This is a genomic window from Actinomadura viridis (genome assembly GCF_015751755.1).
Lineage (GTDB): Bacteria > Actinomycetota > Actinomycetes > Streptosporangiales > Streptosporangiaceae > Spirillospora > Spirillospora viridis.
The window spans coordinates 7642677-7659159 of the sequence record NZ_JADOUA010000001.1 but is presented as its reverse complement, the minus strand read 5'-3'; the positions used below and the strand labels follow the sequence as shown (position 1 = coordinate 7659159).

The following is a 16483-nucleotide window of genomic DNA, read 5'->3' as shown; positions in this document are numbered from 1 at the left end:
CCGGCCGCGCCGTCGCTCCTTCCGTCAGGCCGCCGTCCCGCGCCGGGCCAGGCGCAGGATCAGGGGGGTGACCAGGATCAGGACGATGGCGGCGAGGAGGACGGCGGTGATCGGCTGGGTGAGGAACCCGGTGACGTCGCCGCCGAAGATGCGCATCGAACGGCGGAAGGACGACTCCAGCAGGCCGCCGAGCACGAAGGCCAGGACCAGGGGCCCCGGCTCGAATCCCACCTTCTTCATCAGGTAGCCGAGGACGCCCAGCCCGACCATCAGGAACATGTCGAACGCGCTCAGCCTGACCGTGTAGACGCCGATCATGGTGATGAGGATGGTCAGGGGCGCCAGGATGGTCGGCCGGACCCGCAGGACCCGGACGAACAGGCCGATCAGCGGCATGCTCATCGCCAGGAGCAGCAGGTTGCCGACGTACATCGAGTTGACCACGCCCCAGAACAGGTCGGGTTTCTCGTCCACGAGCGTCGGGCCCGGCGTGATGCCCTGGACCAGCAGCGCGCCGAACATGACCGCCATGGTGGCATTCGCCGGGATGCCCAGTGTCAGCAGCGGGATGAACGAGGAGGTCGCGGCGGCGTTGTTCGCGGTCTCCGGGCCGGCGACGCCCTGGACGGCACCCTTCCCGAACCGCTCCGGCCTCTTGGCGACCTTCTTCTCCAGCGCGTAGGCGGCCATGGACGACATGGTCGCGCCGCCGCCCGGCAGGATGCCGAGCAGGAAGCCGAGCACCGACCCGCGGGCGATCGCCCCCTTGGACTCGGTGAGGTCCCGGCGGGTGGGGTAGACGGAGCCGACGCTCGTCATCGGGGTGCCGGGACGTCGCAGCGACTCCAGGTTGTGCAGGATCTCCGCCACGCCGAACAGCCCCATCGCGACGATCACGAAGTCGATCCCGTCGAGCAGCCGGTCGGTGCCGAGGGTGAGCCGGGCGACGCCGTCCAGCGGGTCCTGGCCGACGGTGGCGAGCAGGAGGCCGACCGTGGCCATGAGGAGGCTCTTGAGCGGGGAGCCGGTGCCGAGCGTGGTGATCAGCAGGATGCCGAGCAGGGCCAGCGCGGTGTACTCGGAGGGCCCGAAGTCGAGCGCGAAGCCCGCCACCAGCGGCGCGACCAGCGTCAGCGCGACGATCGCCACCGTCCCGCCGACGAACGAGCCGATGGCGGAGATGCCCAGCGCGGAACCGGCGCGTCCCTGCCTGGCCAGCTCGTGCCCGTCGAGGGCGGTCACCACGGTGGACGCCTCGCCCGGCAGGCGCAGGAGCACGGAGGTGATCGTGCCGCCGTACTGCGCGCCGTAGAAGATGCCGGCGAGCATGATGATGGACGCGGTCGGCTCGATGTTGTAGGTGATCGGCAGCAGCACGGCGATGGTGGCCGCCGGGCCCAGGCCGGGCAGGACGCCGACGAGCATGCCGAGGGTGACGCCGAGCAGGCAGTAGAGGAGGTTCTCCGGCTGGAAGACGACGCCGAAGCCCGCGATCACCGGGGAGAGGAGGTCCATGTCGGTCTCACAGCTGGATCAGGTGGGGCAGCGACACCCCGAGTCCGGTGATGAACAGGAGGTAGAGGGCCGCCGTGGCGGTCGCCGCGACCGCGACCGTGACGCGCCAGCTCTCCCGGCCGAGTCCTTTCAGCCAGAGGACCAGGAGTGCGGCGGTGGGCACCTCGAACCCCACCAGCTCGAACAGGAACGCGTAGCCGAGGAGCGAGGCGACCGCGACGGCGACCGTCCAGGAGTCCCGGGTGAAGGGCTCCTCGTCGCCGCGGGGGCGCGACCGGATCGCCAGCAGCGCCGCCGCCACGACCATGGCGACGCCGACGAGCAACGGCCACAGCCCCGGCCCCGGGGCGGCCGGTGAGCCGACCCCGAGGCGCCAGGACATGACCGCGGCCACCAGGCCGATGACCAGGGGGACGAGCGCCGCCACCACGTTCTGGACGCGCGCGTACGCGGGGGTGCCGACGGGCCCGGACGGCTCCACGGTCTCGGAATGCTTCGCGTCCTCGGACGGTTTCGCGGTCTCGGACGGCTCCGTGTCCCCGGCGTCCTCCCCGGGTTCGGACCGTTCCGGGCTCACGGCTGCGCCTTGAGGTCGATGCCGAGGTCCCTGGCCATGGTCGTGAACCGCTGGCGGCTCTCGTTCAGCTGGGCGGCGACCTGCTCGCCGCCCGCGTTCCAGGGGACGATGTGGCTCGTCTTGAGCAGCTGGAGGTACTCGGGCGAGGCCGCGGCCTTGTCGATGGCGGCGGCCAGCTTGTCGCGCACGTCGGCGGGCAGGCCGGGAGGCGCGGCCACGAACCGGCGCTGGTCCACGAGGACGGGGTAGCCGGACTCCTTGGCCGTGGGCACGTCCGGCAGGGCCACGTGGCGACGGTCGGAGAACACCGCGAGCGCGCGCAGCTTGCCCGCCTGGACCTGCTTGTACGCCTCGGCGACGTGGACGGCGGCGACGTCGACCTTGCGGCCGAGCACCGCGGTCACGGTGGGCGCGCCACCGTCGAACGGGACGGGCGCGGCCTTCACCTTGGCCAGGCCGAACAGCAGGGTCTGCGAGAGCTGGCTGCCGGTCCCGGCGCCGGTGGTGCCGTACTTGAGGTCGCCGGCGCCGAGGAGGTCCTTGAGGGTGCGGTGCGGGGATCCGCCGGGCACCACCAGGACGTAGTCCTCGACGGCGAGGCCCTTGACCAGGGTCATGTCCTCGACCTTGATCGCGTCCGGGTCGTCGATCATCAGGGGGCCGACGGCGAACAGCGACTGCGGCATGACGGCGACGCGGTACCCGTCCGGCTTGCCGGAGAACACGTCCTTGCCCGCGATCTTGCCGTTGGCGCCCGGCTTGTTCACCACGACGGCCTTGGCGCCGAGCGGCTTCTCGAGGTTCTTGGTCAGGGCGCGGGTGAGGAGGTCGGTGCTGCCGCCGGGCTCCTGCGGCGCGGTGAACTCGACCGGCTTGGCGGGGTATCCGGACGAGTCCGCGTCGGCGCCGCCGCCCTTGACGGAACAGGCGGAGGCGGAGGCGGCCAGGGCGGCGGTCGCCAGGAGTACGCCGATTCTCATGTTCTCTCCGTTTCACCAGTGCGGAAGGGAGGGCGGGATCCGGCGGGGCCGGTTCCGGGGGGGCGGTCCTCGGAGTGGGCCTTGCGCATAGCTGGTACGGCGTCCCGGGCACGCGTGCCTACGACGCGCACCGATGACGTCTGGGGTCTGGAGCCGGGGGCGGTCTGGAGCCGGGGGCGGGGTGGGGGCGGGGCGGGAGCTGGGAGGGAGCCGAGTGGTGGGAGCCGTGGCGGAAGGCGGGGAGGGGGCCGGCGTGCCGGGCCGGGGTCAGTGACCTCTAGGCCCGCGTGCCGTCATCGAGGGCCGGGCATCCAGGTGGGGACGCGACGGTCTCTCCATCGCAGCGAACGTACACATTGACGTCACCTTGTCTCCATATATAACTGGATGACATGTGGCGAGAAGCTTTGCCGTATTTTGGTAGTGTGTCAATGCCCCCGCAGGGATCCGCCTCCCGCCGGGGCGCCGAGGATTCCTGTGAGGTGCGATGAGCGATCCCGAGCGGGGGGTACGGGGCGTCAAGTCGGCCGCCCGGACGATCGAGCTCCTCGAACTCCTGGCCTCGCGCGAGAACCGCCCGGCCCGCCTGCGCGAACTGAGCCAGGCGCTGGGCGCGCCGCGCAGCAGCGTCTACGCGCTCATCCGCACGCTGGTCGAGCACGGCTGGCTCCGCACGGACGAGACCGGCACCCTCTACAGCATCGGCGTCCGCGCGCTGCTGGCCGGCACCACCTACCTCGACACCGACCCGTACCTGCGGATCGCCCAGCCGCACATCGACGACCTGAGCGCGCGGCTGGACGAGACCATCCACTTCGGCCGGCTCGAACGGACCGACATCGTCTACCTGGCGACCAAGGAGTCGAGCCGGTACGTGCGGCCGTTCAGCCGGGTGGGGCGGCGGCTGCCGGCGTTCAGCACCGCCATGGGCAAGGCGCTGCTGGCCGAGCGGCTCGGCGCCGAGCACGAGGTGCCCATCCCGGATCCGATCATCCCGCTCACCCCCGGCACCCTGGTCGACCGCGACGCGCTGCGGCGGGACCTGGAGCTGACCCGGGAGCGCGGGTACGCGATCGACAACGAGGAGAACTACGTCGGCGTCACCTGTTTCGGTTTCGCGCTGCGCTACTCCTCGCCGCCGACCGACGCGATCAGCTGCTCGGTGCCCGTCGCCAACCTGACCGAGGACCGGACGCGGGAGATCGTCCAGGCGATGGAGCAGGTCAGGGTGGCCATCGAGCGGATGGCGCCGGTCGATCTGTCCGCGCCCGGCGGGATCTGACGGCCGGGCTCGACGCTTGGATCCCTTCTCCGGGGCCCTCCTGGTCGTGGCGGGCGTCGCCGCGGGCCTGGCCGGGTCGATCGCGGGCCTGGCCTCGCTGTGCAGCTATCCGGCGCTGCTCGCCTTCGGCCTGCCTCCCGTCGCCGCCAACGTCACCAACACCATGGCGATGTTCGCGAACACCGCCGGCGCCGCCGCGGCGTCCCGTCCCGAACTGCGCGGCCAGGGGCGGCGGGTCGCGAGGCTGGTCGCGGTGGCCGCCGCGGGCGGGTCCCTCGGGGCGGCGCTCCTGCTCAGCACGCCCGCCGAGGCCTTCGAGTTCGTCGTTCCCTGGCTGATCGCGCTCGGCTCGGTGCTGCTGCTGGCGCGCGACCGGCTCCGGCGGCTGGCCGAGGAACGGGCGGCCCGTTCCGCGGCGCCGCGGCGCCCCGCCTTCCTGCCGCTGGCGGCGCCGGTGGCGCTGGTCGGCCTGTACGGGGGGTACTTCGGCGCGGCGTCGGGGGTGCTGATGCTGGCCGTGCTGTGCGCCGCCACCACCGAGCCGCTGCCGGTGACCAACGCGGTGAAGAACCTGGTCACGGGTGCGGCCAACATCACCGCCGCGGTCGCCTACGCGTTCCTCGCCCCGGTGCACTGGCCGGCCGCGGCGGCGCTCTCGTGCGGCTGCCTGGCGGGGAGCTGGCTGGGGCCCAAGGTGGTGCGGCGGCTTCCGGAACGGCCGCTGCGCTACGCGATCGCGATGGCCGGCTTCGGCCTGGCCCTCTACCTCCAAGTCATATGATGACTTAGATTGTCATCATGATGACTTCGGCCGATCGCATCGCCCGCGTCCGCCTGTCCTCCCTCTACCTCCCGCTCGACACCCCGGTCAGCGACGCGAAGGTGCTCACCGGGCGGCAGCGGCCGATGACCGAGATCGCGTTCCTGTTCGCGGAGATCCGCTCGGAGCAGGGACACGAGGGGATCGGGTTCGGCTACTCCAAGCGGGCCGGCGGGCCGGGGCAGTACGCGCACGCCAGGGAGATCGCGGGTGAGATGGTCGGCGAGGATCCCAACGACATCGCCAGGATCTGGGACAAGCTGGTCTGGGCGGGCGCGTCGGTGGGGCGCGGCGGCCTGGCCACCCAGGCGATCGCCGCCCTCGACATCGCGCTGTGGGACATGAAGGCCAAGCGCGCGGGCCTGCCGCTGACCAAGCTGCTCGGCGCGCACCGCGACTCGGTGCGCTGCTACAACACCTCCGGCGGGTTCCTCCACACGCCGATCGAGCAGGTGCTGGAGAACGCCACCGCGGCGCTGGAACGCGGCATCGGCGGCGTCAAGATCAAGGTGGGGCAGCCCGACACCCGGGCGGACCTGGCCCGGGTGGACGCGGTCCGCGAGCACCTCGGCGACGCCGTCCCGCTGATGGTGGACGCCAACCAGCAGTGGGACCGGGCCACCGCCCACCGGATGGGCCGGGCCCTGGAGGAGCACGCCCTGACCTGGATCGAGGAACCGCTCGACGCCTACGACCACGCGGGGCACGCGGCGCTGGCCACCGCCCTGGACACCCCGGTCGCCACCGGCGAGATGCTCACCGGCGTGACCGAGCACGCCGAGCTGATCAGGGCGGGCGGCGCCGACATCGTCCAGCCGGACGCCCCGCGCGTCGGCGGCATCACCCCGTTCCTGCGGGTGGCCGGCCTCGCCGAGCACGGGCACCTCCAGCTCGCCCCGCACTTCGCCATGGAGATCCACGTGCACCTGGCCGCCGCGTACCGGACCGAGCCGTGGGTGGAGCACTTCGAATGGCTCGAACCGCTGTTCAACGAGCGCCTGGAGATACGGGACGGCAGAATGCTGGTGCCCGAGCGGCCCGGCCTCGGCATCACGATGAGCGAGCGGGCGGCCGCATGGATCGCCGAACGGTACTCCACTTGACGACACGGACCCAGCAACTGGTCGACACGCTCACCGCGCACATCCAGGAAGGCGTGATCCGGCCCGGCGAGCGGCTCCCGACCGAGAGCAGCCTGATCGAGACGCACGGCGTGAGCCGGACGGTCGTCCGCGAGGCCATCGCCCGGCTGAAGGCCGCCGGGCTGATCGAGACCCAGCACGGCCGCGGCAGCTTCGTGCTGGCCAGGCCCAGCACGACCGGCTTCGATCCGGCGCCGCGCAGCCGCCAGGACGTCCTCGACCTGCTCGACCTGCGGATGGGGATCGAGGTCGAGGCGGCCGGGCTCGCGGCGGACCGGCGCACCGAGCCGGCCCTGGCGGCGCTCGGCGAGGCCCTGGACGGCTTCGCCCGCGCCGCCGGCCATCCCAGCGCGGCCGTCAACGCCGACTTCCGGTTCCACCTGCGGATCGCGCTGGCCACCGGCAACCGCTACTACGGCGATCTGATCGCCTCGTTCGGCCCCGCGATGATCATCATGCCGCGCGAGCGGCTGCGCCCCGCCCGTCCGGACTTCGACACGATCGTCGCCGAGCACGCCAACATCCACGCCGCCATCGAACGCCGCGACCGCGAGGCCGCCCGCGCCGCCGTACGCGTCCACCTGTCCAACAGCCGGGCCCGGCTCCTGAACGGCTGATCCGCGGCGCCGGTTCGTCCCGGCGGTTCGGCCCGGCGGTTCGGCCCAGCGGTCCAGCCCGTGCGGGATCGGGCCCGGGGGTTCAGCCCGCGGGGTCGAGCCCGGCGGTCTAACCCGCACGGGAGGTCGAGCCCGGCGGTTCGGCCCGGAGGATTCCGATGCGCATGGGGATCGACGTGACCGCCGCCAGGCTTGCCCGGCCGCCCGGCGGGAAGGGGACTCCCCATGAAGGCCGTACGCGTTCACGAGTACGACGAGGCGCCCACCCTCGACGACGTCCCCGAACCGGCGGTGAACGGGCCGCACGACGTCGTCGTCCAGGTGCAGGGCGCCGGGGTGTGCCGGACCGACCTGCACATCATCGAGGGGCAGTGGAGGGACAAGAGCGGCGTCCGGCTGCCGTACGTCATCGGGCACGAGAACGCCGGGCGGGTCGCCGAGATCGGCCCGGCGGTGACGAACGTCGCCGTGGGCGACCCGGTGATCCTGCACCCGCTGGTCACCTGCGGGCTCTGCACGGCCTGCCGGGCGGGCGACGACGTGCACTGCTCGGCGTCCGCGTTCCCCGGGATCGACACCGACGGCGGAATGGCCGAGTACCTGCTGACCAGCGCCCGCAGCGTCGTCCGGCTCGACCCGTCGCTGGAGCCCGCCGACGTGGCCGCGCTGGCCGACGCCGGGCTGACCGCCTACCACGCCGTCCGCAAGGCGGCGCCGCGGCTCCGGCCGGGCACGACCGCGGTCGTCATCGGCGCGGGAGGGCTCGGGCACATCGGCGTCCAGGCGCTGCGCGCGCTGACGGCGACCCGGATCGTCGTCGTGGACCGTTCGGCGGAGGCGCTGGAGCTGGCCGCCGAGCTGGGCGCGGACGAGACCGTCCTCGCCGACGGCTCGCAGGTCGCCCGGGTGCTGGAGGCGACCGGCGGGGACGGCGCGCACGCCGTGCTGGACTTCGTCGGGGAGGGCGGCGCGATCGAGGACGGGATCGCGATGCTGCGGCGTGCCGGAGGCTACTTCGTCATCGGGTACGGCGGGCGGCTCGACGTCCCCACGATCGACATCATCTCGTCCGAGATCGACTTCATCGGGAACCTGGTGGGCACCTACAACGACCTGGTCGAACTGATGGCCCTCGCCGCGTCCGGCCGGGTCCGCCTGCACACGGTGAAGTACCCCCTGGACCGGTTCGCGGAGGCGCTGTCGGACCTCGGCCGGGGACGGGTGCGGGGCCGCGCCGTCCTCGTCCCCTGAGCGCCGGGACCGGCCCCGTCAGGCGACCAGCCGGGCGGAACGGGGCACCTCGGCGAGGGGGCGTCCGACCCGGAAGACGCTGAGCAGGCGGGACGGGTCGTCCACCCCCAGCATCCGGGCCAGCCGCTGCTTGGTCGTCTCCACGTCGATGACCTGGCTGAGCGGATGGGTGGTGTAGCCGAGCGTGGACAGGGTCAGCCACTGGCGCATCAGCACCCGGCCCGCCGCGACCTGCTCGGCCTCGCTGCACCCGGGCCGTCCCGCGAGGACGACGACCTCGCCGTCATGATCGAGGAGGCTCCGCGAGGCGGTGACGAACCTCCTGGTCAGCCCGAGCCGGCGCAGCACGGGGTAGAGGCGGGGCGACAGCGCGGCGCGCAGACCGCGCGTCTCCCAGCGACTCAGGCCCAGCGTCCGGTCGGTGAGACCGTCCTGCTCGTACCGGGGATCGTCGGGGGCCAGCCGCGTCCAGGCGCGCAGCTCGCGGACGATGGGCGGCGTGGCGAACAGGTGCCGGTCGGCGTCGCGCAACAACTCGATGAGCCGGCGGCACGGAATCCGCAGGACCTCAGCCTTCTCCTCCGCGGCCAGCTTCTCCAGGCGGCCGGTCACCGCCGGATCCAGGCGGCCCGGCGCGTAGGCGACCCGGGCCGTACGGCGGGCGCGCACGTCCTGGGTCGTGAACGGCGTCGTGTACGGCCCGTCCGCCCCGGCCAGATGGCCGATCCGGTGGGCGGTCTCGCTGTGGTCCTGCCGGAACCCCACGTTCAGGCCCGCGTCCGCGCAGACGATCAGGCACGTCTCGGCGAACGCGCCCAGCGCGAGCCGCAGGCCGCGCCCGGCTGGGTCGAGGGCCGGGAGCGTACGGGCCGGATCCCAGCCGATCTCCACCGTCTCCTCGTGGTGGCGGAGCACCCAGGGCTGGGTGTTGTGCGCGCTCGGGGCACGCCAGAAGTCCGGTTCGAGCTCGCGCAGTGCGTCGGGCTTCACGGGAACTCTTTCTCGTAGAACGTGTATCCGTGCGGAGGACGGCCGCCCGCCGCCACGCATCGTGCCGACGGACCACAGTTATCGCGTTCCACATAGGTACTGCGCGGGTTTTTATAACCTCCAGTAGGAAGACGGCCCTGCGCCTCCTGGACAGAAGCCGCATGTACCCGCTTCCCCGGGCGTCCAGGACGGCTCCCTTACGCCCGGCGGACGTTCGCGGGCACGCAGGCCTGGGGGGCAGCGAGCGCGCGGGCAGCGGGCATGCGGGCATGCGGGCATGCGGGCATGCGGGCCGAGCGTCCTCTGTTCAGGCGGACGGGCCCGCGGGGGATCCCCGCGGGCCCGTCCGGCGTGGGCTCAGTGCCCGCGGTCGATCCATTCCTGCAGGTGGGGCTGTTCGGCACCGATCGTGGTGCTGGGACCGTGCCCGGTGTGCACGACGGTCTCGGGCGGCAGCGCGAACAGGTGGTCGCGGATCGAGGCGATGATCAGGTTGAAGTCGGAGAACGACCGTCCGGTCGCCCCGGGACCGCCCTGGAACAGGGTGTCGCCGGTGAACACGACGCCGAGCTCCGGTGCGTGGAAGCAGCAGGCGCCGGGCGCGTGCCCCGGGGTGTGGATCACCTCCAGGCGCGTCCCCGCGATCTCGATGACCTGCCCGTCCTGCAGGTCTCCGTCCGGGCGGCGCTCGGTGTGCGTGAGCCTCCACACCGGCAGGTCCGCGGGATGCAGGAAGATCATCGCGCCGGTGGCGTCGGCCAGTTCCGGGGCGACCCGGACATGGTCGTCGTGGGCGTGGGTGGCCAGGATCGCCACCAGCCGCCGGTCGCCGACCACGTCCCGGATGGCGGCCACGTCGTGCGGGGCGTCGATGACCACGCACTCGGTGTCGTTCCCGAGGACCCAGACGTTGTTGTCGACGTCGAAGGTCTGGCCGTCCAGCGAGAACGTGCCGGAGGTGACGGCGTGGTCGATGCGGGCGGTCACGGGAAGACCACCACCGAACGCAGCACGTCGCCGTGGTGCATCTTGGTGAACGCGGCCTCCACCTCGTCCAGCGCGATGGTCTCGGACACGAACGCGTCCAGGTCCAGGCGCCCCTGCCGGTAGAGGTCGATCAGCATCGGGAAGTCGCGGGACGGCAGGCAGTCCCCGTACCAGGACGACTTCAGCGAGCCGCCGCGCCCGAAGACGTCCAGCAGCGGCAGCTCCAGCCTCATCTCCGGGGTGGGCACCCCGACCAGCACCACGGTCCCGGCCAGGTCGCGGGCGTAGAACGCCTGCTCGTAGGTCTCCGGCCGCCCCACCGCGTCGATCACCACGTCGGCGCCGTTCCCACCGGTCAGCTCGCGGATCGCCTCCACCGGGTCGGTGCCGGAGGAGTTGATCGTGTGGGTGGCGCCGAAGCCCTTGGCCCAGTCCAGCTTGCGGTCGTCGATGTCCACCGCGATGATCTTCGCCGCCCCGGCCAGCCGCGCCCCCGCGATCGCCGCGTTCCCGACCCCGCCGCAGCCGATCACCGCGACGCTGTCGCCCCGGGTGACCCCGCCGGTGTTGATCGCCGCCCCGAGCCCGGCCATCACCCCGCAGCCCAGCAACCCGGCCGCCGCCGGGCTCGCCTCCGGATCGACCTTGGTGCACTGCCCGGCCGCGACCAGCGTCTTCTCGGCGAACGCACCGATCCCCAACGCCGGCGACAGCTCGGTCCCGTCCGCCAGGGTCATCTTCTGCTTAGCGTTGTGGGTGTTGAAGCAGTACCAGGGACGGCCTCGCAGGCACGCCCGGCACTGCCCGCACACCGCCCGCCAGTTGAGGATGACGTAGTCGCCCGGCTCCACCTCGGTGACGCCGTCCCCGACCGCCTCGACAACCCCGGCGGCCTCATGCCCCAGCAGGAACGGGAACTCGTCGTTGATACCGCCCTCCCGGTAGTGCAGGTCGGTATGGCAGACCCCGCACGCCTGCACCTTCACCAGGGCCTCACCAGGCCCCGGGTCCGGCACCAGCACGGTCTCAACGGAGACCGGCGCCCCCTTGGCCTTGGCCACCACTCCGCGCACTTCGTGTGTCATGGACGGTTCATCCTCTCGCTGGGCCTCATCGCCTCTGACCACGATAGAGAGGAACCACGTCCACGCCTTAACGGCGGCCACGAACACACCGCCCCCATCGGCAGTTCAGGCGTCACCGCGATGCGGGGCACCCCGCCGTCTACGAAGGGGGCCTCGGATTGCTCATCCCCTGAGTTGGTTCAGAACGGGGGTTCGTCGGCGAGCGCGTCAGTCCACGGAGACGGAATCGGCCCGGGGGTGGACTGCTGCAATACGGCCACGGCGTCCTCGATGCGACCGAGTTCGAAAAGATACTCGGCCAGGGCGTGGGCGCTGCCGTCCTGCCGTTCGAGGACGGCGACGGCCTCCTCGGTACGGCCGGCGCCGGCCAGCAGTCCGGCGATGGCGGAGGCCGCGTACGAGGTGCCGCCCTCGGGGTGTGCTCGCGCCTCCTTGATCGCCTCCTCGCGCCGACCGCACGCGACCATCAGCGGGAGCCGCATCTGGAAGAACAGCCACTCTTCTTCGCCACGGCGCGCCTTAAGGCTGTCGAGGTAGGCCAGACCGTCCTCGGGACGGCCCTGGTCGGCGTACAGGGTGCACAGCATGTGGACGATCCAGTCCTCCGCGCCGCCGGGCGAGTCCGCGAGCGAGCGGATCACCTCCGTCGCTTCATCGCCACGACCGTGTCGGACCAAAAGTTCCGCGAGGTGCACCGGCCCATGGAACCGATGCTCCGGGGAATCCGCCGACCTCCGGTAGACCGCGATCGCACCCTCCACATCACCCCGCTCCTCCAGGAACTCGGCCAGAGACTGCGCGGCATGCCCGTGGAATTCGGTCTCCGCGTAGGCTCGCAGTTCGGCGATCCGGTCGTGCCGGGCCAGCAGGTCGGCCAGCTGATCACGGCCGTTGACCGACGTGACCTCTCGCCTTCGCAGCAGGGTGATCGCCTCGTTCAAGCGGCCCTGACGCTCACGGATCCCGGCGAGCAGGTCGATGGCATTGGACGGTTCGATGTTGCGGCGATCGCACGACGGGTCGTCGCACGCGAACTCCGCCGTGTCGATGCGAGCGGCCAGCAGGGCGGCGGCGTCCTCGTCCAAGCCCGCGCTCCCCGCGGCCTTGACCAGCGCGGTGGCGACGAACCAGTCTCCGATGTACGGACGGAGCAGTGCGACCGCCTCGTCACCCCGCCCGTGCCGGGCGAGCAGAGGGCCGAAGAACACCAGCGCGCACCGGTCTCCGGCCTCCGCATACGGCCGCGCCAACTCGATCGCCTCTTCGAACCTCCCCCAACCTTCCAGCAGTTCGGCCGTGGTCTCGGCGGCCTCCCACCACCCTGTGGCGACGTACGGAGCCAGCACCTCCAGCGCTTCCGCATGCCGCCCCTGCTCGCCGAGCAGCCGTGCCCACTCCCGCGCGCAGAACCATTCCCCGCGGCGGGCCTGGAACTCCACCTCCCCGAGATGGCCGGATTCGACGAGTCGGGACACCATATGCGGAGAAATACAGCCGGAGTGCGTCCGAACCATGTACTCAAGATCATCAGCTTGCACGAGGATGAACCCTAGCGGCCACATCCGATGACCACGTTGTTGATCTTGTCGGTAATCGATCGGTCGGTGCAGATCGTCGTAGCTGACGCGCCTGTGGCCGCGTCCGACCTCAACCAGGTGAACGAGTTGGTCGCCTGTTGGCTGGGTGGCGATGCTGAACGATCCTGAGACGCCCCGGTAGTGCGCCGTGGGAGCTATCTGGAGCGTGACATTTTCCAGCTGGGAGACCTCCAGCAAGTGCGCACACTGCGCCCGCATCACTTCTCGGCTCCCGACCCGGCGCGCCAGAACGCTTTCCCCAAGGACGATCCGCACCCGAGGTGGCGGCTGGCGGTTGAGAACCTGTTGCCGCTTGAGGCGAGCCTCGATGGCCATGCCATCTGCCGGCAGGAGGACACGCGCATAGTCCTCGCATTGCAGGAGCCCGACCACGAAGGTTTCTCCGTAGTCGCGCAGGAGTTCGGCGGAGGACTCGGCGACGGGGTAGTCGGCGAACCAGATGGGATAGGCGGGCCGAGCGGAGGAGGTCGTCCCAGGCGTCCGACATCAGCAGGTGGAGTGGAAGAGGCCGCCTACGGGCTCTCCCGCCTCGGCGAGGCGGTTGTAGACGGCCACCGCGGCGGTCGTCTCCTCCACGTGGACGCGCACGCCGGCGGCCTCCAACGCCTGGAGAGCCTCCTCGGAAGTCTGGAGCCGCAGGTCCATGCCGCGACTAAGGACAACGATCACGCTGCCCTGGTCCAGCAGTTCCTGGACGTCCTCGGGCTGGATGCCGGGGGCGTGCCGCGTCCCGGTCTCGGACCAGTCCCAGGGGCGTCCGCCGCCCGGCCACAGCTTGAAGTCCTTGCCCGGGGCGAGCCCTTCGACCTCCATGCGGCCCCACGACAGGTGCGTGACGACCGGCGATCGTGACTCCATCAGACGCCCCCCTCGTTCGACCTTGACCGTACGAGAGTCCCAGGGGCCGGCGACCGGCGGGGACGGATCGCCGCCTTGACTTCGCTCTGACACGAGACGGCCACATCCGGCAATCCCGGGAAGGACTCATCGGTGTTGTCACGGGGGAACACTCATGTGCAGTATTTAAGATCACACTGGGATTCGGGTCATGCTTGGTACGCGAGAGGGCCGATCCACCCGAGATCGACCTCAGCTTGTTGATCTTGCTGGGCGGTGATGGATACAAGCATCCCGTTCCCGGCAAAACTGCATTAATGGGCGGGCTCGTCGTGGTCGGCCACCCACCGGCAAGGCGTCCGGCCCGGTAACGTCCATGGCCCGCCCCCTCCTGAAACCACCCCATGACCTCCAGTACGGAACCTGAACACCGCGCCATCTTCTGGGTCGACATGGTGGGCTCCAGCGCGCCCTCCCGCAGCGACAAGGACCGGGAGGAGGCCCGCGACGGCCTGTACACGGCACTGGAGGTCGTATTCCGGCGGACTCAGTTGCCTTGGTCCTCCGTGGGCGGCCATCCCGAGGTCCATCATGAGGACCGCGGGGACGGGGGCTTCTGGCTCATCCACGCGACCATTCCCAAGAATCGCCTGGTGGAGGCCCTTCCTCATCTCGCGAACGCGCTCGATGAATACAACAGAAGTGCGAGCAAGGGGGCGTCCATCGCCCTCCGTGTCGCCCTCCATGCGAGTGAAGTGAATTTCGACCGGCACGGCGTCAGCGGCACCGCGATGGATTTCACCTCGCGCCTGCTGGACGCCCCCGAGTTCAAGGAGTTCTTCGCCAAATCGTCCGCCGTCCTCGGGGTCATCGCCTCCGACGCGTTCTACCACGGCGTCATCCGTCCCAACCCCGACCACCAGCCAGACGAATACAAGCAGCTGACCGTGAACGTCCGGGACACCGGTCCGCCGGAGGCCCACGTCAGGCTGTTCTCCATCGCCGCCTCGCCACCCGGCGCCACCGGCCGTTGGAAGCGCCCTTACCTGCCCCGCCCGCCGCGTCCCGTGCGGGCGGCGCTCGCGCTGACGGTGCTCGCGGTGCCGCTGACCGTGGCTCCTGGCGAGATGCCGCCGCCGGCGTGCGAGAGCCCGCCGGTCCAGATCCGGGTCCGGGTCTCCACGGAGAAGGAGCCGATCATCCGGACGCTGGCGCAGGAGTTCGAGAGCGGGTACCGGCGCATGGACGGCTGCCGCCGGGCGGACGTCAACGTCGTCTCCGCGTCCTCTCCGGGCGGCGCGCGGGAGGCGTTGCACCAGGGCTGGCTGACCCGCGACCCCAAGGAGGTCCTGCACGAGGCCGACGTGTGGCTGCCCGACTCGTCGCTGGAGGTCGAGCAGGTCCGCGAGGCGCTGCGGGTGAACCGGATCACCACCGTCGGGCTGGACGGCAGCCGGGGCTCCATCACCACCTCCCGGCTCGTGGTGGCGGTCCCGTCCGAGATGGCCGGACGCCTGGAGCTGTCCGGCCACACCATCACCTGGCAGGACGTGCTCGGCTGGACGCGGAAGGGGTACGCGTTCGGGCGGGCCAGCCCGCGCGCGTCCAGCGTCGGCCTCGCCTCGACGGTCGCGCTCTACCAGGCCGCGCTGAACACCCCCAAGCTCAACGAGGAGAAGCTGACCAAGGGCGACGCCGCGAGCAGGCTGCACACGGTCGAGCAGGCGATCGCTCGGGAGGACGACGAGCCCGGCAAGCTGCTGTGCGCGATGCGCGCGTCGCCGCCGGACGACGACCTGCGCGGGACCGCGCTGCTCGTCTCCGAGAAGTCGCTGATCGACTACCGCGCCAACGCGCCGCTGGGCGGGGACGCCTGCCCGCCCGGCGACCCGGCGGCGCAGCCGCGGCTGCGGCCCTTCTACGCGGAGGAGGGGATGCCCGTCTTCGACCACCCGTTCGTGGTGATCACGCGCACCCCGAAGCCCGCCACGAAGCGCATGGAGACCATCGACGCCTTCCACGAACGCCTGCGCGGGCCGGACGTGCAGGCCCGCCTGAAGGCGGCCGGATACCGGGACGCGTCCGGCGGGACGACCCCCCAGCAGGACGACATCCCCTCACTGCTGCCGGCCGTGGAGCTGAGCGGGACGTTCCTCGACGAACCGCTGCTGGACGCCTGGAACACGGCGCGCAAGTCCGCCCAGGTCCTCTTCGCCGTGGACGTCTCCCGCGCGATGGCCGCCCCGTTCCCGTACAGCAAGGGCACCCGGGCGGCGGCCGCCGCCGACGCGATCGCGCTGGCCCGCCCGCTCATGGGCGCCCGCGATGAGATCGGGCTCTGGCGGTTCGCGGACGGGATCGGCGCCGGGGACCGTTCGCTGGTCTCGGTCGGGCCGCCGGACCCCGGGCGGATCGACCGGCTCACCGACCGGCTGAACGGGCTGCGGCCCACCGCGGACGGCGGCGACCTGTATCCCGCGATCGCCGCCGCGGCCAAGGAGATGCGTGGCCGGGGCGGCGGCTCCGGTCCGGACGAGTCCACCCGCGCGGTCATCGTGATCACCGATGGTGCCGGGAGCGGCGCGCCGGAGGCCGCCGAGCTGGCCGACGACCTGTCCGCGGGCCCGCCGGTCCGGGTGTACGCGATCGCCTTCCACTCCGACAGCTGCGCGGCCGGGCTCGACCAGGTCACCCGGGCGGCCGGCGGCACCTGCTACGAGATCGACGGCATGACCGCGATGCGGCGCGCTCTCGACGGCATCGCCACGAGCCTGTGGGGCACCCCGCCATGACGGAGGACAG

14 protein-coding genes are annotated in these 16483 nt (G+C 71.6%); 6 read left to right on the top strand and 8 right to left on the bottom strand.

Annotated features, from left to right (window positions below; genetic code table 11):
* Positions 1–24 precede the first annotated feature (24 nt).
* From IW256_RS34805 to IW256_RS34795, 3 genes are read right to left on the bottom strand one after another with little or no spacing between them, the layout of a single operon-like run.
* Positions 25–1515: a tripartite tricarboxylate transporter permease gene (locus IW256_RS34805; protein ID WP_197014975.1), complete on the bottom strand. Its 1491-nt coding sequence runs from the start codon at positions 1513–1515 to the stop codon at positions 25–27.
* Positions 1516–1522: 7 nt separating this feature from the next.
* Positions 1523–2092, bottom strand: coding sequence for a tripartite tricarboxylate transporter TctB family protein (locus tag IW256_RS42510; RefSeq protein WP_197014974.1), 570 nt, complete (start codon positions 2090–2092; stop codon positions 1523–1525).
* Positions 2089–3072, bottom strand: coding sequence for a tripartite tricarboxylate transporter substrate binding protein (locus IW256_RS34795; protein WP_197014973.1), 984 nt, complete (start codon positions 3070–3072; stop codon positions 2089–2091). Before IW256_RS34795 ends, IW256_RS42510 begins: the two co-directional genes overlap by 4 nt.
* A gap of 487 nt (positions 3073–3559) precedes the next feature.
* Between IW256_RS34795 and IW256_RS34790 the strand changes: the two genes are divergently transcribed.
* From IW256_RS34790 to IW256_RS34770, 5 genes are all read left to right on the top strand, one after another.
* Positions 3560–4354 (top strand): IclR family transcriptional regulator, encoded by a 795-nt coding sequence (locus IW256_RS34790; RefSeq protein ID WP_197014972.1) that lies wholly within the window; start codon positions 3560–3562, stop codon positions 4352–4354.
* Positions 4355–4370: 16 nt separating this feature from the next.
* Complete coding sequence (locus IW256_RS34785; RefSeq protein WP_197014971.1) at positions 4371–5135, top strand: sulfite exporter TauE/SafE family protein; 765 nt, start codon at positions 4371–4373, stop codon at positions 5133–5135.
* 17 nt (positions 5136–5152) lie between these two features.
* The gene (locus IW256_RS34780; protein WP_197014970.1) at positions 5153–6277 is read left to right on the top strand and encodes an L-talarate/galactarate dehydratase; all 1125 of its coding nucleotides are present in this window, start codon (positions 5153–5155) and stop codon (positions 6275–6277) included.
* Positions 6274–6933: a FadR/GntR family transcriptional regulator gene (locus IW256_RS34775; RefSeq protein WP_197014969.1), complete on the top strand. Its 660-nt coding sequence runs from the start codon at positions 6274–6276 to the stop codon at positions 6931–6933. The genes IW256_RS34780 and IW256_RS34775 overlap by 4 nt, the downstream gene beginning before the upstream one ends.
* A gap of 225 nt (positions 6934–7158) precedes the next feature.
* Entirely contained in the window at positions 7159–8184 is a 1026-nt protein-coding gene (locus IW256_RS34770) for an NAD(P)-dependent alcohol dehydrogenase (protein WP_197014968.1), read from the top strand.
* An 18-nt stretch (positions 8185–8202) separates the two neighbouring features.
* Here IW256_RS34770 and IW256_RS34765 read toward each other — a convergent pair whose 3' ends face one another.
* The 5 genes from IW256_RS34765 to IW256_RS34745 form a co-directional block, all read right to left on the bottom strand.
* A complete protein-coding gene (locus IW256_RS34765; protein ID WP_197014967.1) occupies positions 8203–9174 on the bottom strand; it encodes a nitroreductase family protein in 972 nt (323 codons plus the stop codon).
* 357 nt (positions 9175–9531) lie between these two features.
* Complete coding sequence (locus IW256_RS34760) at positions 9532–10161, bottom strand: MBL fold metallo-hydrolase (protein WP_197014966.1); 630 nt, start codon at positions 10159–10161, stop codon at positions 9532–9534.
* Positions 10158–11246 carry an S-(hydroxymethyl)mycothiol dehydrogenase gene (locus IW256_RS34755; protein ID WP_197014965.1) on the bottom strand — a complete coding sequence of 363 codons (1089 nt, stop codon included), beginning with the start codon at positions 11244–11246 and terminating at the stop codon, positions 10158–10160. Before IW256_RS34755 ends, IW256_RS34760 begins: the two co-directional genes overlap by 4 nt.
* A gap of 179 nt (positions 11247–11425) precedes the next feature.
* Complete coding sequence (locus tag IW256_RS34750; RefSeq protein WP_307829414.1) at positions 11426–13285, bottom strand: Scr1 family TA system antitoxin-like transcriptional regulator; 1860 nt, start codon at positions 13283–13285, stop codon at positions 11426–11428.
* 45 nt (positions 13286–13330) lie between these two features.
* A complete protein-coding gene (locus tag IW256_RS34745; protein WP_197014963.1) occupies positions 13331–13702 on the bottom strand; it encodes an Mth938-like domain-containing protein in 372 nt (123 codons plus the stop codon).
* A gap of 383 nt (positions 13703–14085) precedes the next feature.
* Here IW256_RS34745 and IW256_RS34740 point away from each other — a divergent pair, with 383 nt between their 5' ends.
* Positions 14086–16473 carry a vWA domain-containing protein gene (locus IW256_RS34740; RefSeq protein ID WP_197014962.1) on the top strand — a complete coding sequence of 796 codons (2388 nt, stop codon included), beginning with the start codon at positions 14086–14088 and terminating at the stop codon, positions 16471–16473.
* Positions 16474–16483 lie beyond the last annotated feature (10 nt).

Excerpts from the sequence above, each read along its gene's own strand:
- IW256_RS34805 (WP_197014975.1), bottom strand. The coding sequence starts at position 1,515 with ATGGACCTCCTCTCCCCGGTGATCGCGGGCTTCGGCGTCGTCTTCCAG.
- IW256_RS34780 (WP_197014970.1), top strand. The coding sequence starts at position 5,153 with ATGATGACTTCGGCCGATCGCATCGCCCGCGTCCGCCTGTCCTCCCTC.
- IW256_RS34795 (WP_197014973.1), bottom strand. The coding sequence starts at position 3,072 with ATGAGAATCGGCGTACTCCTGGCGACCGCCGCCCTGGCCGCCTCCGCC.
- IW256_RS34745 (WP_197014963.1), bottom strand. The coding sequence starts at position 13,702 with ATGGAGTCACGATCGCCGGTCGTCACGCACCTGTCGTGGGGCCGCATG.
- IW256_RS34790 (WP_197014972.1), top strand. The coding sequence starts at position 3,560 with ATGAGCGATCCCGAGCGGGGGGTACGGGGCGTCAAGTCGGCCGCCCGG.
- IW256_RS34740 (WP_197014962.1), top strand. The coding sequence starts at position 14,086 with ATGACCTCCAGTACGGAACCTGAACACCGCGCCATCTTCTGGGTCGAC.
- IW256_RS34770 (WP_197014968.1), top strand. The coding sequence starts at position 7,159 with ATGAAGGCCGTACGCGTTCACGAGTACGACGAGGCGCCCACCCTCGAC.
- IW256_RS34755 (WP_197014965.1), bottom strand. The coding sequence starts at position 11,246 with ATGACACACGAAGTGCGCGGAGTGGTGGCCAAGGCCAAGGGGGCGCCG.